The following is a 21,104-nucleotide window of genomic DNA, read 5'->3' as shown; positions in this document are numbered from 1 at the left end:
TCATGTCAATAAGAATTATATGATTCTCCCGAAAAGGCATCCAATAAAATTTTAATGGCATGCCTTATCTATTATATAGCTTTTGTCCTTCCTGGGAAAGTGGCAAATAATGCTCTTGCTTCCCAAAACAAAAGCAGGCCGGGATTAGTTTTCCCTCGCCTGCTTTTTCTTTAATTCTTCCGCATAGCCAAACTGCCTTATTTCATAAAATGGCTTACAAGTCTCCTTGAAGGAAAAGATCACTTCCAAGCCAACACTGTCTTCTATTCTTTTTTTATGGATTCCATTCTTACCGGAAAAGACCGCTGCTACTTCCGATGTGGTTTCAACCAAAACTGCTTCATGGTCCTGGCCCCGGTGCTCCCATAATTCCCTTTCAAGTCTGAATGCAATCGTTTCACCACTCAAAACCCTTCCGGTGCCTTCACATACTGTACACCTTTCCGTAAGTGACTCAGAAATGGCCGGCTTCGTTTTTTTTCTGGTCAGCTGAAGGATTCCAAGCGGAGTGAATCCAACTAAATTAGTCCGCCTTTCATCTTCCTTCAGCGCGTTTTCCATTTTTGCAAGAATTTGTTTTCGGTCAGACTCTTCTTTCATATCGATAAAATCAATTAAAATCATGCCGCCAATATCCCGAAGCCGAATTTGCCTTGCAGCTTCTTCAGCCGCCCATGCATTGGTCTTCAAAACCGTATCCCGGCGATCCTGCTTACCGGAAAATTTCCCGGTATTCACATCTATAACCGTTAAGGCTTCTGCTTCGTCAAAAATCAGGTAAGCTCCATTTTCAAGCCAAACAATACGCTTTAAGGCCTTGTCAATTTCACCTTCGATTTTATGGGCTGCAAAAATATTTTCCTTGCCAGTGTAAAGGTGGATAGGCAGCCTGCTGGATTGCTGAAGCCTATTTTTTAGGTTTAATTCGTCTACAATGACTTCTCCGTCTTTGATCTTCTTGATTTCTTCCAGGATTTCCGCAATAAAGGAATCACCTTCAAAAACTATTCCTGGCTTTTTTAGGGCTTCAGCTGTCCTTAAAATCTCCCTATACTCCATTCTAAGCTTATCAAGCTCTTCAATCAGTTCAGCCTCCTTCTTTCCTTGACAGGAGGTCCTGAAAATCAGCCCTTCATTCTCTTCTTTTAGACGATAGCCAAACTGCCGCCATTTTTCTCTGACAGCACTATCCTCAATCTTTTTTGAAACGGCTACATACCGGCCATTAGGCATATAAATAATAGAATCACCAGGAAACTCAACCAGCCCCGATAATCTTGGGCCTTTCGTCCCTGTGGCATCCTTCTCAATCTGTACAAGCAGTTTTTCTCCCTGATGCACATAGGAAGAAATACTCTGTTTATCCTTAACAAGCTTTTCTTCGTTAGATTGAAGGTAAGAAGCTAATTTATCACGATGAAGAAATCCGCTTTGCTCTTCACCAACCTCCACAAAGACTGCGTTCAACCCAGGCATGACCTTTGCAACCGTTCCAAGATAAATATTGCCTACAGATGACCGCTGTTTAGGCTGATCAACAAAAAGCTTCTCGATCCTGTTATTTTTTAAGCGGGCAAATCTCCGCTCTCTAGTCACATAATTTACAACTAACGTATTCAAATTACTTTTCCTCACTTTTACGCAGTAATACGAGCTGTGCTATCTATAAAAGCCTGCTCATTAATAAACATACAGCAAGTCACCTACTTTTGCTGTTAGTACCTTTTCTGCAAAATAGGCATGCAGCAGCTCATTTTCATCTAAAGAACCTTTTTCTTTCCCGTCTTTTTCAATTATGATTGGGTGCTTGCATCCACGCTGGAATCTTTCAAGAACATGAATAACCAACTCTTCTTCTTTTACAACCAGTGGCTTTAATGTCCGAAAATCGCTTTTTTTCCCATAATATCTCTCAAGGAGAAAGCGAATAAAAACAAACCGGCTTTGCTTCCATTCATGGTATAGCGAAAACAGCAAAAAAGCGAGGACCACCCACATATTCAGGTTAACAGGAGAAGTCAGTAAAGTAAAAATAATGAATCCAAATATGCCAGCTGCTGATATCTGCAATGTTTTTCTGTGGGCATCCGGAAATGCCCGGTTACGTGACATCCATAAAAAAATCAGCTTTCCGCCATCTAAAGGCCAGACAGGAAGCAGATTAAATATTAAAATCATTAAATTAAATTGTATAAACAGCTGAAAGATTTCTTCTGGCATCCAAGTAAGGTGATAAAAAAGCAATGCCGCTCCCATCATCCAAATATGCTGAAGCGGCCCGGAAATAATCACTATAATTTCTTCCTTAAGCGGCCGATTTCCATGCTCATCCATTTCCGCCACACCCCCAAAGGGCAAGAGGGCAATCCTTTTGATTCTCCAGGAAAAGAGGGCTGCAGCAGCGGCATGACCCATCTCATGCACGAAAATAATCAGCAGCAACAGACATAGTTCAATAAAATGGGCAGTAGCCACTGACAACCCAATAATCGCCCATAACAAAGGATGGATATGAATATACTTTATCAATTCTGAAATTTTATTCAAATGGTATCACCTGAATCGGATCTATAAAGTCATCACCTTTTTTAATAGCAAAATAAAAGGAGCCTTTTTCACCATCTTCAGTATTACCCGCAGTACCTAATCCTGTACCTTTTTCAATATATTGATATGGATTTACATTAATATCTGCTAAATTGCCATACCAGGACTCGCTTTTATCACCATGCTGAATAATAACTGTGTTTCCGAAACCGTCTTTTTTCCCGGCAAACCTTACTAGACCTTCGCTCATGGCCTCAACGGAAGCTTCCTTTCCGGTTTCAATTGTAATCCTTTGGCCGTTATCATTAAAGTCTTCAAGAATTTTAGCAGAAGCAGGGAGTGCATAATCACTGTCTGCAGAAGGGCTCTGGGTCTCCTTTTTTCCGTCTGAAAACGGAAGGAATGCAAGCGGCTTACCAAACTGGTCTTCATACCAGCCTGAAACAGCTGCGAATTGAAAATCCTTTTCCATGGAAGTCATCACAAAATCCCTAGCAGGATTAAGTGTTGCCGTCTCGTTTTTAAAAAGAATTGCTGCAAGTAAAAAAATACAGGCTGAGGCAAGCAGTTTAAACAGAAATAACTCTTTTCGAAATAAAGGGTGGTCTCCTTCTCCCATTTTGCTGTCATAAGAAGGAAGCTTATTAAACCCGTAGCGTTCCTCATCCTCTGTCCAAAGAAGATGTGAATCTGCCTTCTTGGACAGCCTTTCATTTTCTTTTTTCCTCCGTGCAATTCTTTTGCGAATTTCATCCGCTCTTGAATTCATGAGATCCCCACCATTTCCTTAATAACTCTATTTGTACAAGTTTATGAGTTGTCCAAAAAGAGTATGACTCACGGAAGGAATAGATATAAAAAAAATAAACCGGGGAATTCTCCCCGGTTGTTTGCTGCTAATAGTCATTATTTAACGCCAAAAAACTTTTTAATTTTCGAAAAGACGCCCTTGTTCTCCTCTTCAAGAGGCTGAAGCGGCACCGATTCGCCAAGAATGCGACGGGCAATATTTCGATAAGCTACTGATGCTTTGCTGTTAGGGTTTAAAGCAATGGGTTCGCCATGATTCGAAGCCTTGATCACTTCATCATCATCTGCCACGATACCGATTAAATCAATCGATAGATGGGCTGTAATTTCATCCACATCCAGCATATCGCCATTTTTCATCATATGGCTTCGTATTCTGTTTATAATCAGCTTTGGCGCTTCTACATTTTCTTCTTTTTCAAGCAATCCAATAATTCGGTCTGCATCACGGACAGCCGAAACTTCCGGTGTCGTAACAACAATTGCCTTGTCCGCACCAGCAACCGCATTTTTATACCCCTGCTCAATTCCAGCTGGGCAATCGATTACAATGTAATCATAATCCTGCTTCAGCTCATCAACAAGCTTCTTCATCTGCTCAGGCTTCACGGCTGATTTATCGCTTGTTTGTGCAGCTGGCAGCAAATACAGCAAGTCGTCAAACCGCTTATCTTTTACAAGTGCCTGATGAATCTTGCATCGGCCTTCAACCACATCTACAAGATCATAAATGATGCGGTTCTCCAGACCCATCACGACATCAAGGTTACGAAGGCCAATGTCTGTATCCACCAGGCAAACCCTTTTTCCCTGAAGGGCAAGAGCCGTACCTACATTTGCGGAAGTAGTCGTTTTTCCTACACCGCCTTTACCGGACGTAATGACAATCGCTTCTCCCATCCTAGCTTCCCCCTTGCAATCTAGTAATATTTGGTCTTAGATGCATTAAAACCTGTAATCTGTCAACTGTAATTTGTTCATTTTCGTCTATGTAAGCACATTCCATTTCTCTCTTTTCCTCGTCCTGATCCTTGTCAGGAGCTCTGTTAATACAGTCGCTGATCCTTAATTGGGAAGGCTTCATAAGAGAAGCAACCACAACTGCTTCCTTATTTCCATGGCAGCCTGCATGGGCAATTCCTTTTAAAGCGCCCATAATAAATATATTTCCGCCCGCCATTACAGTGCCCCCCGGGTTTACATCCCCGATAAGCAAAAGATCTCCCGGGACTTCTAATACCTGCCCAGATCGAATCATTCTTGCAACTGATACGATTTCATTTTCTTCTTTTTGTTTTTCAGCTTCATCTTTTGTTATAACATTGGAACTTATGGACTCAACGATCAGATTTTTCTTTTGCCGGATTAACTCCTTTAATTCTTCCTGCTGTCCATTGGTGAGATATCGATTGCCCACTTGAACTCTAACCGAAATAAGCCGGTCTTCCCCAGCCCTGGAACTTTCTGAAAGCTTCAGGTCAAGCTCTTTCTTCAGTTCTCCGTATGAGCAAGAATCATCGAGGTGCAATGTCAGCCCGTCTTTTGTCCCTTTGATTGTAACGTTTTGGTTTTTTTTCATTTCAAGATGTTCACCTCAATGATAAGAACACATAAGTGGTTTATTGCACTCTATTTTCATGCAGCCCGGATAATAGGAACTCAGGTCAGTTAAGGCTGAATTTTATAAACAAATGGCTGTTTTCGCAAACTTTGCTGCTTTTTAAACAATCTTTTAGAAAAGAGCCAAATAAATAAATAAGTCAATTATCCCTATCCTAAATAGCCCATAGTAAGTAGGATTCGACAGAAACCTTCTAAATTCCTTTTTCCCTAATGCTGTTTTCGCAAACCTAGTTGCTTTTTTAACAAGTCGTAAGGGGAGGTTAATTTCCGATCCAGGATGCTCAGCGTGCAGCTCTTGTGGGGTCTCGGCTGTCCCACTCCTCACCGCCAGAGTCTCGCACCTTACACTCCAATCAGCCAACCTTTTTTCAAGGCTTTTAAATTACAAAATCCATTAAAAAACAACAAATTTTTAGAAAAGAGCATTCCCTAAAATTATTCATTTAAAAGAAACCGGGTTCAGCCGGTTTCTTTTCGCAGGATGATATTGATATTATATAGTACACATGTTTCCTATTCCCGAACACTACTCATTTAAGCTATCTGCATATTTTTCAAATAATCTTTTGAATGGATAGGCAGCCAGGATAATAAAAATCAGATTCAAAATAAGTGTAGGCACAAGGCGGGACGATAAGAAGGCTGCAAAGTCCATGTCTGTACGATGAATCAAAAAATTCATTTGGTAGGAGCCAGCCTCAAGCAAGGCAACCCCCAAGAGAACTATTATGGAAGCCATGGCTATATTTGTCTGAAGAATTTTCATCAGTTTAGTCATAATATAAGCAATGATAGGAAACAGAAATAGATAAATACCTATTATCTCTATATAAACGATATCGAAAAGCAAGCCGAATAAAAGGCCGTATATGACACCGTGCTTTTTTGAACCGTAAATTGTCAAAAACAGCAAACTGGCAATCAGAAAACGCGGAACGGCAATTTTGCCGCTGCCAAACAGCTCAGGCGGGGTTAATTGAACGTATATGCTTTCACCAATAAATAAGCCCAGGAGTATGAGAGGAAGAAGAAATCTTCTCACAGTTCCTCCTCCTTCTCATCTATCATTTCCATTAATTCAGGCTGGAGAGCCCCTCTCTTTACGACCATTACATGGCCAATATCGTAAAAGTCAGCTCCAGGTTCTATATAAGCAGTTTGCGTCAGTCCAAACTCATCAGGAACTACATCCACCACTTTCCCGATTGGAAGACTTTCAGGAAATACGCCTCCGAGGCCTGAAGTAATAACATTCTGCCCCTTTTCAACTTTAGCATCATAGGGTATACGTTTAAGGAGTAGAAGCCCCTTCTCTTTATCATAGCCTTCAATCAGACCGAAAAAGTTATTTTCTCCAGCCTGGATCTTTGCCGATATGCGATTGGTCGGATCCATAGAGCTTAGCAGCTGAACGGTTGAAGTGAAGGTATTGCTGCTTTTCACCTTACCGATAAGCCCTTTAGATGTAATGACAGCCATGTTCGGTTCAATCCCTGCATTTTTCCCTTTATTAATAATAAGCAGTTCATGCCATCTATCCGGGTTCCTTCCTATCACAGTTGCCTGCTTCGGTTCAAATTCACTTAATGAATCTTTTTTATCAAGGATCTCGCGAAGCTCAGTATTATCTTTTTTAAGTCGCTGAACTTCTGACTCCAGACGGGCAAGCTCATCAAGCCGTGTTTTCAACTCTTTATTTTCTTTGTATGTATTTTGCAAGTCTTGGACATTTTCAAAAAATCCAGCCACATAGTTTACGGGACGGGATACGGCATTTTGCACAAAACCGGTAGTATCTTTTAAAAATTGCTCAGGCCAAGTTAAATTTTCTCTATCTTTTAAAGAAAACCCAATCAATGCCACGAGAATAATGATGCTGACAAGCAAAATAATCAGGCGTTTATTCAAAAAGAACTGTGGCATCAGTTACACCTCGATTAGTATTTTTTCCACAGGTTATAAGAAAAGCGCATGGCGCCTCCCTATACCATCATTGCTTCCAAAGATAACATATATCTACAAATTTATCATTTTTCATACAAGATTAGACAATACGAAAGTTGAGCCCAAACACTTCAAACTCGTGAATGGGCTTCATGTTTTTTCGTATCTATCTTTGTTTTTTATCGTGACTCTTTGGCTTTATTTTTGAATAAATCAATATGGTCCAGAGCTTTTCCAGTGCCAATTGCTACGCAATCAAGCGGGTTTTCTGCAATAAGGACAGGCATTTTCGTTTCTTCACTGATCACCTTGTCCAGGTTGCGAAGCAATGCACCCCCACCAGTTAGAACAATGCCGCGGTCCATAATATCAGCCGCCAGTTCAGGCGGTGTTTTTTCAAGCGTGTTTTTCACTGCATCCACAATGGCATAGACAGTATCATTCAGAGCTTTTGAAATCTCTTCTGCAGTAATTTCAATCGTTTTTGGCAAGCCAGTCAAAAGATCGCGTCCGCGGATTTCCATGTTTTCCACACCCTCTGGATCTCCTGCGGAACCAACTTCGACCTTGATCATTTCAGCAGTGCGGTCACCGATCATCAAATTATAATTTTTGCGGATATAATTTATAATGGCATCGTCCATTTCATCACCGGCAATCCGGATAGATTGGCTTGTTACAATGCCGCCCAAAGAGATGATGGCTACCTCGGTTGTTCCGCCGCCAATATCTACAACCATGCTTCCTGTAGGTTCCCAGACAGGAAGATTAGCGCCTATTGCAGCAGCAAACGGCTCTTCTATCGTATAGGCATCACGTGCTCCAGCCTGGCGGGTTGCATCCACAACTGCACGTTCCTCTACAGCTGTAATCCCAGATGGCACACAAACCATTACATAAGGCTTTCCAGAGAAGAAGCTCTTATTTTTATTGGCTTGTTTAATGTAATATTTCATCATAACGGCCGTTGTTTCATAATCGGCAATTACCCCATCCTTCATTGGCCGGAGTGCTACAATATTCCCGGGGGTTCGGCCGATCATATTTTTCGCATCATTTCCGACCGCCACAATATTTTTGGTGTCCGTCTGGAGCGCAACTACAGATGGCTCTCTGACTACGATTCCTTTCCCTTTAACATAAACAAGTGTATTAGCTGTCCCTAAATCTATTCCAAGGTCTCTAGTACCGATTCCAAACATAAATGGTATCTCCCTTTCTGATACATAATGCTAATTTTAAGATAAGGTGTAATAATTGAAATCTCTTTAATCTATCAGGTAAAATGAGCCTTTTAAACGCAAGGCATCTCAAAAATCATAACCAATATTATATCGTATCGTCAATTAAAAACATAGCTTTTTTACAAGGTTATTTCGAATGTTACATTACAAATAACCTTTTTCTTTCAAACTGACAAATTTATTCTCGCCGATAATAAGATGGTCAAGTACATCGATGCCGATTATTTTGCCGGCCTCTGCCAGCCGCTTTGTTACTTCTATATCTTCTCTGCTTGGAGAAGGGTCTCCGCTCGGATGATTATGGATACAGATAATTGAAGCTGCAGACCTGCGAAATGCCTCTTTAAATACCTCTCTCGGATGCACAATCGATGCATTCAGGCTCCCAATAAAAATGGTTTGCTTATGGAGCACCTGATTTTTCGTATTTAAATAAAGGCATACAAAATGTTCCTGTGACAGGAACCGCATGTCGTTCATCACATAATTTGCACCATCTTCAGGAGAGCGGATGATATATCTGTCATCGTAGGCAAGATTAGAAATTCTCCGGCCAACTTCGACAGAAGCAAGCAATTGGATTGCCTTCGCGGTTCCAATACCCTTAATTGCGGTGATTTCATCCAACGATGCATCCTTCAACAGCCGAAGGCCTTCAAATTGAGTGAGAAGCCTGTTTGATAATTGCAGAACGGATTCATCTTTCGTGCCCGTTCTTAGCAAAATGGCAATCAATTCGTGATTTGAAAGGCTTTGTGGTCCATTTTGGATAAATCGCTCGCGAGGACGTTCATCTTGAGGGAAATCTTTTATTAAAAAGGATTCAGTTTGCATATTATTTCCTCCCTAACCTATGGGCCAGGGAGCAAAAGATGAGGAAAATCTATTAAGGATGCGGGTAGCCCGCCTTCCTTAATTCCCGAACCGTTCTTGACACAGGAAGGCCGACAACCGAAAAATAATCTCCATTAATGCTTTTTACAAGCACGCTGCCAAAGCCCTGTATTCCATATGCTCCCGCCTTGTCAAATGGTTCACCGGTGCCGATATAAGAGTTAATTTCTTCATCTGTTAACTCCCAGAACACCACCTCGGTTTTTTCATAGAATTTTATTTGTTTGCCTGGTGCCAAAATTGAGACACCTGTGTAGACGGAATGAGTTGTTCCCGACAGGCTCTTCAGCATACTGAAGGCTTCTTCGCTATTGCTTGGCTTTCCTAAAACGTTTCCATCCTTGACTACCACTGTATCTGATCCAATCACAAAAGCATCAGGGTGCTTTTCAAAGACAGCAAATGCTTTCCTGAAGGCGAGTTCCTTCACAATTTCATCAGGTGTTAACCTGGGATCAAAGCTTTCATCAACATCACTGCTGGAAACTTCAAATGTTAAATGAAGATTTTTAAGAAGTTCTTTTCGCCGTGGGGAAGAAGAGGCTAAAATGAGGTTTTGCATCGAATCACCTTACCTTTATGTATCAATTTGGGAGATACAGACTTATCGTATCAAAAATCGGCTGCACAAACAATTTAAAAAACTGCTTTACAAAATTATTTGATAAAAGTTTATAAGTATCGACAAAATGAAAGAGCCTGCCGAAATTTCCCGAACAGACTCCTTTAATATGCGATATTTCCCAGAAAATATTCGAATAGTAGAAAATTATGGCACTATTTGCTTACAATGACTGATACGCAGCCAGAAACGCAAGCAGATGCTGCTGAACTTTTTCGGCTGAAGCTGCATCTCCAGTTTGCTGGAAGGCATTCATTTGTTTAGATGCATTTACGAGTTCTTCTCTTATAGAAATAAGTCCTTGGTTTTTGATTTGATCAGCTTGTAATTCATTTAAATCAGCACTCTGCTTTTTCATATCCTCAACCAAACCTGCGGGCATAGATTTTTCAACAGCTGCACTAGCTGCACCTGCTGTAAGGGTTTGATACATGGAGGGTGCCATTTCAAGTATTTTTTTCTCCACTGCATTTAATCCCTCTATAGACTTCGCATCAAATATGATTTCTTTTGCAAAAACATCGATACCTTTACTTTTTAAATCTGCACCTATTTCTTTCGCATGCTCAATACTGTCAGCTACTCCTAAATAAAGAAATGTTTGTCCGTCCATTTCTATTAGTTTGCTATTTGCACCTTTTTGAGCATTTGCCGCCTGTATTTGTTTGGCTGCTTCGCTATTTGAGAAGACTCCTCCCTGGACCACAAACGTGGCCAATGGGTCTAGTGCTGCTGTTTCCGTTCCGGCCGGCTGTCCAGAAGATGCAGGGGTTTGAGTTACGGCAGGAGCAACAGTCTCGGCTGCCTGGTCGGTGAATACCAATTTGAGCATAATGAATCCAAAGCTTGTCCCAAGCAGGACAGCAAAAAAGACGGCAAGAAAAATGGATGTGAGAAAACCTTGCTTATTTTTCCTCTTGAAGTTTTTGGCCAATGTACTGAATCCTTTTTTTGCTGGGGATTTTGGAGGGGTTGCTACTTTAAATTCTTTAATTTCCGAATCCTCCGTCTCCTCTGGCAGGATCCAATCAAAACTATCATCTGCTTCTTTTGCAGCAGCGGTTTGTATTGAAGTAAAGAACTCCGTTTCCTGGTGTTTTTCGTTTCTTTCCAGCTCTTTCGGCTTCCAGTTTTTTTCCTGCTTTCCTTCATTTTTCTCCTGAAACGGACGGTCCTTGCCATTTATTTTTATTGTAATCGTTTTTCCGTTATTAGGCTTGTCCACACCTTGTCCTCCTTCCATGTCGATTGCTGAATTGGTTTCATCCTAACATACTGCTAAAAAAAAATAACAAGACTTTTGTCGTCTTGTTACCGAATGATTTCGTCAAATTTTTTAAGATCCTATGCAAATTGGAAAAAGGCATTTAAGCGGTTAGTTTTAAAAGCCTGAAGATAGCCATTGTAAGTATTGATTTATAATTTGGACTCCAAAATAATAGGAAGTCAAAGTACCTGCCCCGATGAATGGTCCAAAAGGAATGGCGCTGCCTTTTTTTACTTTACCTGATATCAAAGCCAGCAGACCGAATAAAGCACCATAAAGGGTTGCAATAAAAAAAGATAGCAGCATTAATTTTATGCCTATTACAAAACCAATAACTGCATAGAGTTTAATATCACCGCCACCCATGCCGCCTTTACTAATAACTGCTATAAACAATAGAAGAGCAAATCCGCCTGCTGCCCCATAAATTGAATCGAACCAGGGGTCTAAGGGGATAAATATTCTTTCTATTAAAAAAACCACTGAAAAAACTACCAGAATTTTATTCGGAATAATCATATACATAATATCAGAAACTACAATAATAATAATCAGAGAAGTGAGAGTCCATGCCACAAGCAATTCACTGGACCACCCCAATAAAAGGGGAGCCGAAACAAACAATAACCCTGTACCCAATTCAATTAAAGGATATATAGGAGAGATCAAAGCTTTACATCCCCTGCATCTTCCTCCTTGAAACAGATAGGATGCCACTGGAATAAGTTCTGCTGGCTTTAACTGCCGGCTGCAAAACGAACATGAAGATCCCGGAAAAACGATTGACTTTTTCAATGGAACCCTTAGCCCTACTACATTAAAAAAAGAGCCAAGTATTAAACCCAATATAAAAATAAAAACGAATATAAAACTCAATTCCTGCCACTCCCAAAATCTTGACGTTTTGCTTTTTAGATACATCTAAAGGATTAATAAGTTTATGCTAATATATATTCAGTTAGAGCACACCCTTACCATTTTTGCTAAAGGCTTTTTGTATAGATTGTTGTTTTTGGACTATAAAGCTTGCCCGTTGATTTCCGCTCCAGTCACGCAGCGAACCCGCGGGGAGGAACAGAGCTCCTCGGCGTTTCACGCCTGCGGGGTCTCCCGCTCCCTCTCTTCCCGCTGGACATTGAATAAGCTTCCTCGAATAAGCACCTCGTCGTAAGAAAATGTGAATGCATTTTCGAGGATCAAGTGCCTTCCACTCCAATCAACTCAGTAAATTAAAACTAGTTTGTAAGCAACAAACTTTGCGAAAACAGCCTTGCTAAAAAACCAAATTTATTATTTCTTAAGCTAATGAAGGCAAACCTGACTATGTAGTAAAGATACATTAAATATACTATGATTCTCTTATCTTATTTTACAAGCCTCCTTCACATTCCAAGAGTATTATAAATAATTCGCTCATTTGCTACATGCTTAATATCCAACATTTTTGTGTCTTTTGACATAGAAAATGCTATCTTTTATCTGCAACTCATGTAAAAGCAGCCTGCGTGATACCCTCAGGCTGCTTTTTTATTTTGCCTCTGTTAAACCACCCTGTTGATTTCTGCTCCAGGCACTCAGCGAACAGCGGGGGTCCGACGCTCCTCGACGCATTCGCGCCTGCGGGGTCTCCCGCTGACACGCTTCTCCCGCAGGACTTTGAATCAGCTTCTCTGAGTAAACATCGCACGAAGAAATGCGATAGCATTTTCGAGGAGCTCGAGCCTTCCGCTCCAATCAACAGGGTGCTAAAAATCAACATTGAACGTTAACACAGCCTTTATTTTACGTATTCTGCGACTCTATTCCTTCCTGCCCGCTTTGCTCCGATATACAGGGCTCTGTCGGCATGGCGAATCAAGTGAATCGTCTGCGTCCATTGGAGCAGAAGCTACACCAATCGAAGCTGTGATATGAACGGTTCGTCTTCTGCTGATATTATCCATATGGTGACAAAGGTTAAATGGGCGGTTGGCTATCGTTTGCCTAACAAGCTCCGCCCATTTCATTGCAGCTTCCTTGTTGGAATCAGGCAATAAAATAACAAATTCCTCTCCTCCGTAACGGGCAACTTTCCCCTCATTCCCCATTATATTGGTCAGCCTATTTGCTAGCTCACAAAGAATTTCATTTCCGCTTTGATGGCCATATGTATCGTTCACTTGTTTAAAATGATCTATGTCCAGACTAGGAAAAAAGTCGGATAATACGTATATTTTACCAAGTTTTCTAACCTTTGTCACATTGTCGATTTTTATTTTCTAATAATTTCAAAAGATATGGCTTCACTTCCGATAGAAAATAAAGTGATCCAGTAATTACAAAGACACTGTCTTTGTCTGTTTCTTTTAGTTCTTTATCCAAAAGCTGCTTCCAGTCTTTATTAAAATACTTCTTGTTGTTTGAGCTAATTTTATATAATTCTTCGGCCGCGGCTGCTCTTGGAAAATTAAATTCCGTGAAAGTGATCTTATCTGCAATAGAATCAAGACTATCAATCATTTTGTCGAGCTTTTTATCAGATAAGGCAGCAAAAACAATATTCCTTCTTTTATTTTGGAAACGCTTCTCCAACTCAGACGACAAAGCAGAAATTCCTTCCTCGTTATGGGCTCCATCAATAATAATCAATGGATTTTCTGAAATGATTTCAAATCGCCCAGGCCAGTATGCTGTTTTTAGGCCTGCTCTTATATGTTCATCTTCTAACAGAAAGGAGTAATTTTTATTTAAGAGCACTGCTGCCATCACAGCAAGTGAAGCATTTTCTGTCTGGTGCTTGCCTGCCATTGCGGTTTCAAGCCCTGGAAACTCCTGAAATACAGTCTTTAAGTTAAAGAATTCTCCTCTTGGCAATGATGTATGTCCAGCAATGGTAAATTCGTTCCCCAGCTGGTAAACCGGCGCATTCATCTCCAAAGCTTTTTCTTGTATGACAGCCAAGGCTTCTTGCTGTTTTACGCCAGTGATCACATTTATACCAGGTTTAATGATTCCAGCTTTCTCAAAAGCTATTTTCTCATATGTATCCCCCAGGATAGCTGTATGGTCAAGGCCTATACTCGATATGATAGATAAAACAGGATAAATGATATTAGTGGAATCGTATCTGCCCCCCAGCCCTACTTCAAACAAAACAATATCAGCAGGCTGGACATGTCCAAAATATTGAAATGACATGGCTGTAATGATTTCAAATTCGGTGGGACCCCCAAGTTCTGTCTTTTCAAGCTCTTCAGCCAGGGGATATATATCATTAGCAAGCCTGACGATTTCCTCATCCCTGATTGGGACGCCATTTAGGGAAATTCGCTCATTGAATTGCTCGAAATAGGGTGATGTGAAAGTTCCGACAGAATAGCCAGCATCCTGAAGAATCGACCTCAAAAATGTAACCGTTGACCCTTTGCCGTTGGTCCCGCCTATATGGACAGATTTAATTCTTCTCTCTGGATGCCCGAGCTTTTCCATCATCCATTCCATTCGTTGAAGCCCTGGCTTGATTCCTAGCCTTAATCTGGAATGAACCCAGTTAAGCGTTTCTTCATAAGTCGAAAACATGCATCTGCACCTCCGTAATACAGGAAGGAAGACGAATCCTATAAATGGACCCGCCTTCCGGATATATTGGTTATTCTCCTTTAAATATGTGTTCAATAAGGAGGACAAAAAGAGCCGAGAAGATCAAGGAAGCGCCGCTATGAGCAGCGGAGCGTATGTCCTTGATACGTGAGCAGCGGAAAAGCAAGCTGACGCAGAGATTCGACTGCTATTTTTCCCGGACTTATTGAACTTCCTTAAGTTCTTTAATTCGTGCTTCAACAGCTGCTCTCTTCTCACTGTAATCTTTTTCTTTTGCCTTTTCTTCTTCAATTACTTTTTCAGGCGCTTTTTTAATAAAGCCTTCATTTCCAAGTTTCTTTTGAACACGTTCTACTTCTTTGTTTAATTTATCCCATTCTTTTTGCAGGCGTGCAACTTCTTCATCAATGTTAATTAAGCCTTCAAGCGGAAGGATAATTTCTGCTCCGGTCACAACAGCTGTCATAGCCTTATCAGGTGTTTCAATCTCCAGTGCCAGTACGAGTTCTTCCGGATTACAGAAGCGTTCAATATAGGCACGGTTATTTTCAAGAGTATATAGAACTTCCTGATCCTTTGCTTTTACCATCATTTTAATCTTCTTACTCATCGGTGTGTTCACTTCTGCACGGCTGTTCCGGACAGAGCGGATGATCTCTACAAGCAGCTTCATTTCATTCGCCGCCTGATGGTCAGTGTATTCTTCCTTAACAGCCGGCCACTGGGCTGCTGTTATAGATTCACCCGAATGCGGAAGGTTCTGCCAAATTTCCTCCGTTATAAATGGCATAAATGGATGAAGCAGGCGCATTGTGTTATCCAACACATATGCCAGAATGGAGCGTGTTGTTTTCTTGGCAGCTTCATCTTCGCCATATAGCGGAAGCTTTGCCATTTCAATATACCAATCACAGAAGTCATCCCAGATAAAGTTGTAAAGAACGCGGCCAACTTCGCCAAATTCATAGCGGTCAGACAGACGTGTGACAGTTTCAATTGTTTCATTTAAACGAGTTAAAATCCATTTGTCAGCAACCGATTTTTCTCCGCTTAGATCGATTTCTTCGTACATTAAGCCATCCATATTCATTAAAGCGAAACGGGAAGCGTTCCAGATTTTATTGGCGAAGTTCCATGTTGCTTCTACCTTTTCCATGCTGAAGCGTAAATCCTGTCCCGGTGAGCTTCCTGTTGATAGGAAATAACGAAGCGAGTCAGCTCCATATTGATCAATTACATCCATTGGGTCGACACCATTTCCAAGAGACTTACTCATTTTCCGCCCCTGTGAATCACGAACAAGGCCATGGATTAAGACATCCTGGAACGGACGCTGTCCGGTAAACTCTAGTCCCTGGAAAATCATCCGCGATACCCAAAAGAAAATAATGTCATAGCCTGTTACAAGTGCAGCGCTTGGATAGTATCTCTTGAAGTCAGCTGAGTCAGTTTCCGGCCAGCCCATTGTCGAAAATGGCCAAAGTGCTGAACTGAACCAAGTATCCAAGACATCTTTATCCTGTTCCCAGTTTTCAATATCTACAGGTGCTTCGTGTCCTACATATACCTCACCTGTTTCTTTATGGTACCAGGCAGGTATGCGGTGACCCCACCAAAGCTGGCGGGAAATACACCAGTCACGGATGTTTTCCATCCAGCGCAAATATGTTTTTTCAAATCTTTCAGGAACAAAATTTACTTTTTCCTCTTTATTTTGAAGGGCTATTGCTTCATCAGCAAGCGGCTGCATTTTCACAAACCATTGAGTTGAAAGATACGGCTCTACAACTGCACCGCTGCGCTCTGAATGGCCAACAGAATGCATATGTTCTTCAATTTTGAATAGAACTCCGTCTTCCTGAAGATCCTTCACGATTTGTTTGCGGCATTCAAAACGGTCCATACCTTGGTATTTTCCTGCTTTATTATTCATTGTGCCGTCTTCATTCATAACCAGAATTCTTTCAAGATTATGTCGGTTTCCGATTTCAAAATCATTCGGATCGTGCGCAGGCGTAATTTTTACAGCACCTGAACCGAAATCCATTTCTACATAATCATCGGCAACAATCGGAATTTCACGTCCAGTGATTGGCAGCTTCACTGTCTTCCCAATTAAGTGCTTATAGCGTTCATCTTCTGGATGCACAGCAACAGCAGTATCGCCAAGCATTGTCTCAGGGCGTGTTGTTGCAATTTCAATATGTCCTGAACCATCTGTTAGCGGGTATCTCATATGATAAAAAGCACCCTGGACATCTTTGTAAATAACCTCAATATCTGAAAGGGCCGTTTTAGTGGAGGGGTCCCAGTTAATGATATATTCGCCCCGGTAAATTAATCCTTTATTATATAGTGAAACGAACACTTCTCTTACCGCTTTAGACAGGCCTTCATCTAGCGTAAAACGTTCACGGCTATAGTCCAGGCCCAATCCAAGCTTTGACCATTGCTGGCGGATATGGCTTGCATATTCCTCTTTCCACTTCCAGGTTTCTTCTACAAACTTTTCCCGGCCAAGGTCATAACGGCTTTTGCCTTCGCTGCGAAGTTTTTCTTCTACCTTAGCTTGAGTGGCAATACCCGCATGGTCCATACCTGGAAGCCATAAAACATCATATCCCTGCATCCGCTTCATACGCGTAAGGATATCTTGAAGAGTCGTATCCCATGCATGGCCAAGATGAAGCTTTCCTGTTACGTTTGGAGGCGGTATAACAATTGTATAAGGCTGCTTCTCAGCATCGTCCTTCGCCTCAAAAAATTTGCCCTCCAGCCACCAGTCATATCGTCCTTTTTCTATGGACTGTGGATCATACTTAGTCGGCATTGATAATTCATTATTATCCATGTGTCATTCTTCCTTTCTAAAAGCACTCATAAAAGATATCGGCTGTTTTCTCATAAATTGCTGTTTAGCCTGAAAATAATGGGCTTTGATTTCCACTGCGGGCGCTTGCTTTCCGCGGGGAGGAATGAGAACCTCCTCGGCTTCGCCTGTGGGGTCTCTCACCCCCTCTCCTCCCGCAGGACATTGAAAATCTTCCCTGAATCATCACCGCACGAAAAAAATGCGATAGCATTTTCGAGGATCAAGCGCCCTCCGCTCCAATCAACTCAGCAGTAAACTTAGTTAACAGTTAAGAGCAACAAACTCTGCGAAAACAGCGAAAATAAAAAAACTCCATTCGCCATAAAAGGACGAATGGAGTTGCTTCGCGGTACCACCTTTTTTTCAATCACTAAAGAAAATTAACGGCTCGCAATGGAGCAAAAAAGACATTCTTATAGAGATTGACTCTTAAACAGATAACGGATTTCCCGTCTTTCACTACTCGGATTGAACCTTTTGCAAAAGATGCTCGAGGGCGACCTTCCAAAGGTTTTGCCTGGAAAACCTCTCAGCTATTGGTCTTCCTCTCTAAAGGCAAAGGGCCATCGTACTCTTCCCTGTCTTAGCAGCTATATACAGTTTTTATATATTAGATATACTACCGAAAAAAGGCTGTTATAGTCAATAAGGATAACCGAATTTTTTATATATTATACGTTTTTTCAATTTAGAGGTGAGGCATAAAGTAAAAGTAGGCAACAGGTGATTTAGGCTGAAAGCCACGTAATTGATGCCAAATATGACCTGGTCCTTCATCTACTGAAGTTGAAGTTACTCCCATTTGAAAATTAGGCACTTTACCGCTGGATGAATCATAGAATAGAAATAAATAAGGACATTCGCGAAAGGGGCATGCGAAGTTGAGAAGAAAATATAACCCTTATACACTGCCTCCCTGGTTAAGAACTTTTAGAAATGTGTGTGCACAGTTCATTATTCCTTTTTGTGTTTTTCAGGGCATAAGAACAATACTTTTGCCCACTACCTTCGATGTGCTTTTGCTTTCGATTTTCATCCTTACAGCCATTGCCTTCCACCTGGAAATAATTTAGGAGCCCAAGTCCTGTCAGCTTTGGGCTCCTTCCTGCTGCTGTGCTTCAGCAGCTGCTTTTGCTTCTTGTTTTTGGCGTTCAATTTCATCTATTCTCATTGCTACATATTCGGTGTTTTTCAATAGCCAAAACTGCCTCTGCAGATGCTGGACGGCCTTTCTCTCCCCCTTTTCTGTTCTCCTTTATGATATTGTTCAGCAGCCCTTATAATGGAACCGGGATGGGCGAAATAGCTTTGGAACAGCAGCATCTCATCTTCCTTAAATGGGAAATACTTTAAGTACGTGTATATCCAATCCACACTTTCATCCGATCTCTTCGGAAAACTTTTCAAGGTCCGCGATAAAAATGGCAGCAAATCATGGAGAGGGGAACCTTGCCTTGCATTTTCAAAATTCATAAAGTAGCCATATCCTCTATCGTCATATAAAAAATGTTCAGTGGAGACTTTTCCATGTATGATGACAGTCCGGGCTTTATCACTGTCTTTTGTTTTTTCGTACCAATCCTTTAATTTATTTGTGGAAAATTTGAGAGCCTGGCTGACATCATGATAATAAAGAGAAAACATCAGCTCAAAGGGCGACATATACTCTTTTCTCTCACAGGACTCTATAAATCCATCCAAAAATTCATTTTCTTTTTCCCACTCCTGTAGTGTTTTTTCAAAATGTTCCGTTCGATCTTCCTTTTTGATGGGAACTTCACGGGCTGATAAGGTATGAAGGCGAGCCAGTTCTCTCAGCATTTGCTGATGGCGTTCAAACCGGTCCTCCTTTTCTTCATTTGACAGCCAGGGCATCAAATAAAAAAGCTCATTCCTATGAAGGACTGCATACCTGCCATCAACTGTAGGGTATATAGGTACAATTCGATTATAGCCTTTTTGGTAAAGAGTCTGAACATGCCGTATGAAATCCGCACCGTGTTGAGGCTTAATTTTTTTCAATGCAAAAACCCCTTTATTGCTATAAATCTTATGGACTCTTCCAAACTCCTCCACAAAATGCGGCTCTAAAGAATAATGCTTTAAAATGGGAGAGACTTTTCGCAGTCGATTTTCTTCTTCCACAGTATCCACTCACTTTCCGAATGGCTTGATTTCAATTTTGGAGTATCTTTACTCTCAGGATTTTTCCTGAGTGCCTGATTCACTCCCAGCTTTTGTCGCCATTTCTCGGTTCTTTCTATTGGGATGTTGTAAAATTCCTTTGAAATGAAAAGAGCTGAGCGGGTTATCACTACCTGCTCAGCTGTTTAACCATTTAATGGGCTACCGCAACAGGAATGTACAGCACTTGCCCCTCATAAATATCCTGATTTATTTCCAGGTGATTCACCCTTAATAATTGCTGGGCAGGAATTTCATACCTTTCAGCAATCGCATCGATTGTATCTCCATTCTGCACAATGCAGACCTTTAGCTTTACATGTTCTTCTTCCTCTTCTTTGCGGGCAAAGAATTCAGTTAAAGACATGCTTTTCTTTTTCGAGAATTTTTTCTTTTTAGCTTCCTGTTCAGAAGATGATGATTCTTCTTCTTCCTCTGGACTTTCCTGTACAGCCATTTCTACAGGCTTCTTTTCATAGGAAGGGCTATCTGATTCTAATGCTTCAGTCATTTGATAGATTTCCTGAGCTGAAGGTGGCGCTTCCTCACTCCGCTGGGAAGCAAATGAAATTTCCGGTGTTGACTCTGCAGGCTTTTCATCTTTCTTCACTTGTTTTTCTTCATTGGCTGCAGGCGCTTCCTCCTTCACTGCATCAGTTTCAGGCTGTTTCCTTGCCTCTGCCTCAAATGGTACAAATACTTCTTTAGGCTCACTCTGGTCCTCTTGGTGTTCCTCTTGGTGTTCCTCTTGGTGTTCCTCTTGATGTTCCTCTTCCCTATGCTCTTCCGCTGCAAAATCGTAACCCGGCTCAGCTTTTTCCTCCTCTGCTTCTTTTTCCTGATAAGCTGGCCATTCCTCCTGGTTTACCGCTTCCTCCTCAGTCTCTTCAATAGCAGCTGTCGATCTGTGAACTGGCTCCAGCTCTTCGACTTCAACCTCCTCTTGCCATTCCTGAACAGGGAGATGCTGCTGATCGCCGTATAATCCGGTGATTGTTAAATTGGCTGTTAATTTCATGCAGCTTCTTTCCGGCAGAACATAGTCAAAGGATTCTACCGCTACGTCAATATCATATATGCTTTGGATTCTATTATTTGGGATTGTAATATCGACTGGAAAATAGTGTTGAAATTCGCAAGTCCCCTCTTCTCTTTCCTCAACTGCCTGAACGAATTTAGCTCCTGCAAAAACCTCTTCATCACCAGCTGTTTCTGCATCACTCCGTTTATACTCACCAGCAAGTTCAAGCGCTCCCTGAATCGTTACATATTGATCGCTTTCCTGAATAGTTATATTGGGATCTAACGAAATTGAAATCAGTTCTGATACTTCCTGTCCTTTTTGAAACCAGACCGATTCCTCTAAAGAAAATCGTAAGCACGATGGATTCCCCTGAGACAAAGCGACTCCTCCCTTCAAATCTTCCCGTTTAATCACTATGTCATTAACAATCCTATGAGAGTTTTATATACTTTATGATTAGAAAAATAATGACAGATAGATCTTTTATTGATTTT

18 protein-coding genes, 1 pseudogene and 1 other annotated feature are annotated in these 21,104 nt (G+C 41.2%); of the genes and pseudogenes, 1 reads left to right on the top strand and 18 read right to left on the bottom strand.

Annotation, left to right across the window (positions count from 1 at the left end):
• Positions 1-144 precede the first annotated feature (144 nt).
• The 16 genes from AC3ZVC_RS10195 to AC3ZVC_RS10120 all read right to left on the bottom strand — a co-directional run bounded on the left by AC3ZVC_RS10195 (position 145) and on the right by AC3ZVC_RS10120 (position 17,543).
• Entirely contained in the window at positions 145-1,620 is a 1,476-nt protein-coding gene (locus tag AC3ZVC_RS10195) for an Rne/Rng family ribonuclease (protein WP_490068245.1), read from the bottom strand.
• A 60-nt stretch (positions 1,621-1,680) separates the two neighbouring features.
• The gene (locus AC3ZVC_RS10190) at positions 1,681-2,547 is read right to left on the bottom strand and encodes a M50 family metallopeptidase (protein ID WP_490068244.1); all 867 of its coding nucleotides are present in this window, start codon (positions 2,545-2,547) and stop codon (positions 1,681-1,683) included.
• Positions 2,540-3,316, bottom strand: coding sequence for a peptidoglycan DD-metalloendopeptidase family protein (locus tag AC3ZVC_RS10185; RefSeq protein WP_490068242.1), 777 nt, complete (start codon positions 3,314-3,316; stop codon positions 2,540-2,542). The genes AC3ZVC_RS10190 and AC3ZVC_RS10185 overlap by 8 nt, the downstream gene beginning before the upstream one ends.
• 137 nt (positions 3,317-3,453) lie before the next feature.
• The gene (minD, locus tag AC3ZVC_RS10180; RefSeq protein WP_214724969.1) at positions 3,454-4,257 is read right to left on the bottom strand and encodes a septum site-determining protein MinD; all 804 of its coding nucleotides are present in this window, start codon (positions 4,255-4,257) and stop codon (positions 3,454-3,456) included.
• A gap of 1 nt (position 4,258) precedes the next feature.
• Positions 4,259-4,936, bottom strand: a complete 678-nt coding sequence (minC, locus tag AC3ZVC_RS10175) for a septum site-determining protein MinC (protein WP_490068240.1) — start codon at positions 4,934-4,936, stop codon at positions 4,259-4,261.
• Positions 4,937-5,506: 570 nt separating this feature from the next.
• Positions 5,507-6,022 carry a rod shape-determining protein MreD gene (mreD, locus tag AC3ZVC_RS10170; RefSeq protein ID WP_490068239.1) on the bottom strand — a complete coding sequence of 172 codons (516 nt, stop codon included), beginning with the start codon at positions 6,020-6,022 and terminating at the stop codon, positions 5,507-5,509.
• Positions 6,019-6,903 carry a rod shape-determining protein MreC gene (gene mreC, locus AC3ZVC_RS10165; protein ID WP_214724975.1) on the bottom strand — a complete coding sequence of 295 codons (885 nt, stop codon included), beginning with the start codon at positions 6,901-6,903 and terminating at the stop codon, positions 6,019-6,021. The genes mreD and mreC overlap by 4 nt, the downstream gene beginning before the upstream one ends.
• A 200-nt stretch (positions 6,904-7,103) precedes the next feature.
• Entirely contained in the window at positions 7,104-8,126 is a 1,023-nt protein-coding gene (locus AC3ZVC_RS10160) for a rod shape-determining protein (protein WP_214724977.1), read from the bottom strand.
• A 186-nt stretch (positions 8,127-8,312) separates the two neighbouring features.
• Positions 8,313-9,002 (bottom strand): RadC family protein, encoded by a 690-nt coding sequence (radC, locus tag AC3ZVC_RS10155; protein ID WP_490068238.1) that lies wholly within the window; start codon positions 9,000-9,002, stop codon positions 8,313-8,315.
• Positions 9,003-9,054: 52 nt separating this feature from the next.
• Positions 9,055-9,624, bottom strand: a complete 570-nt coding sequence (locus AC3ZVC_RS10150) for a Maf family protein (protein ID WP_490068237.1) — start codon at positions 9,622-9,624, stop codon at positions 9,055-9,057.
• A 223-nt stretch (positions 9,625-9,847) separates the two neighbouring features.
• Positions 9,848-10,909 carry an SPOR domain-containing protein gene (locus tag AC3ZVC_RS10145; protein WP_490068236.1) on the bottom strand — a complete coding sequence of 354 codons (1,062 nt, stop codon included), beginning with the start codon at positions 10,907-10,909 and terminating at the stop codon, positions 9,848-9,850.
• 156 nt (positions 10,910-11,065) lie between these two features.
• Positions 11,066-11,872 (bottom strand): prepilin peptidase, encoded by an 807-nt coding sequence (locus AC3ZVC_RS10140; RefSeq protein WP_490068235.1) that lies wholly within the window; start codon positions 11,870-11,872, stop codon positions 11,066-11,068.
• Positions 11,873-12,750: 878 nt separating this feature from the next.
• Entirely contained in the window at positions 12,751-13,191 is a 441-nt protein-coding gene (locus AC3ZVC_RS10135) for a GGDEF domain-containing protein (RefSeq protein WP_490068233.1), read from the bottom strand.
• Positions 13,178-14,509: a bifunctional folylpolyglutamate synthase/dihydrofolate synthase gene (locus tag AC3ZVC_RS10130; protein WP_490068232.1), complete on the bottom strand. Its 1,332-nt coding sequence runs from the start codon at positions 14,507-14,509 to the stop codon at positions 13,178-13,180. The genes AC3ZVC_RS10135 and AC3ZVC_RS10130 overlap by 14 nt, the downstream gene beginning before the upstream one ends.
• Before the next feature lie 223 nt (positions 14,510-14,732).
• The gene (locus tag AC3ZVC_RS10125) at positions 14,733-17,381 is read right to left on the bottom strand and encodes a valine--tRNA ligase (protein WP_490068231.1); all 2,649 of its coding nucleotides are present in this window, start codon (positions 17,379-17,381) and stop codon (positions 14,733-14,735) included.
• A 3-nt stretch (positions 17,382-17,384) separates the two neighbouring features.
• On the bottom strand, positions 17,385-17,543 hold the full coding sequence (locus AC3ZVC_RS10120) for a hypothetical protein (RefSeq protein WP_490068229.1): 159 nt from the start codon (positions 17,541-17,543) through the stop codon (positions 17,385-17,387).
• 181 nt (positions 17,544-17,724) lie between these two features.
• Positions 17,725-17,996 (bottom strand) — a binding site (T-box leader).
• 287 nt (positions 17,997-18,283) lie between these two features.
• Between AC3ZVC_RS10120 and AC3ZVC_RS10115 the strand changes: the two genes are divergently transcribed.
• Positions 18,284-18,475, top strand: a complete 192-nt coding sequence (locus AC3ZVC_RS10115) for a hypothetical protein (RefSeq protein WP_110067415.1) — start codon at positions 18,284-18,286, stop codon at positions 18,473-18,475.
• Between the two features lie 14 nt (positions 18,476-18,489).
• On the opposite strand, the pseudogene ysxE reads toward AC3ZVC_RS10115, so the two are convergent.
• Together ysxE and spoVID are read right to left on the bottom strand one after the other, a co-directional pair.
• Positions 18,490-19,547, bottom strand: a pseudogene (gene ysxE / locus AC3ZVC_RS10110) (spore coat protein YsxE).
• Between the two features lie 193 nt (positions 19,548-19,740).
• Complete coding sequence (spoVID, locus tag AC3ZVC_RS10105) at positions 19,741-20,988, bottom strand: stage VI sporulation protein D (protein WP_490068224.1); 1,248 nt, start codon at positions 20,986-20,988, stop codon at positions 19,741-19,743.
• Positions 20,989-21,104: the final 116 nt, after the last annotated feature.

This window comes from Cytobacillus sp. C11.1 (genome assembly GCF_058145115.1).
Note: the sequence above shows the minus strand (reverse complement) of the source record. Positions and strands in the feature narration are given on the sequence as shown.

Bases quoted from the DNA above. Each gene is read 5' to 3' on its own strand.
- AC3ZVC_RS10185 (WP_490068242.1), bottom strand. From the start codon at position 3,316: ATGAATTCAAGAGCGGATGAAATTCGCAAAAGAATTGCACGGAGGAAA.
- minD (WP_214724969.1), bottom strand. From the start codon at position 4,257: ATGGGAGAAGCGATTGTCATTACGTCCGGTAAAGGCGGTGTAGGAAAA.
- minC (WP_490068240.1), bottom strand. From the start codon at position 4,936: ATGAAAAAAAACCAAAACGTTACAATCAAAGGGACAAAAGACGGGCTG.
- mreC (WP_214724975.1), bottom strand. From the start codon at position 6,903: ATGCCACAGTTCTTTTTGAATAAACGCCTGATTATTTTGCTTGTCAGC.
- AC3ZVC_RS10160 (WP_214724977.1), bottom strand. From the start codon at position 8,126: ATGTTTGGAATCGGTACTAGAGACCTTGGAATAGATTTAGGGACAGCT.
- radC (WP_490068238.1), bottom strand. From the start codon at position 9,002: ATGCAAACTGAATCCTTTTTAATAAAAGATTTCCCTCAAGATGAACGT.
- AC3ZVC_RS10150 (WP_490068237.1), bottom strand. From the start codon at position 9,624: ATGCAAAACCTCATTTTAGCCTCTTCTTCCCCACGGCGAAAAGAACTT.
- AC3ZVC_RS10140 (WP_490068235.1), bottom strand. From the start codon at position 11,872: ATGTATCTAAAAAGCAAAACGTCAAGATTTTGGGAGTGGCAGGAATTG.
- AC3ZVC_RS10130 (WP_490068232.1), bottom strand. From the start codon at position 14,509: ATGTTTTCGACTTATGAAGAAACGCTTAACTGGGTTCATTCCAGATTA.
- AC3ZVC_RS10125 (WP_490068231.1), bottom strand. From the start codon at position 17,381: ATGGATAATAATGAATTATCAATGCCGACTAAGTATGATCCACAGTCC.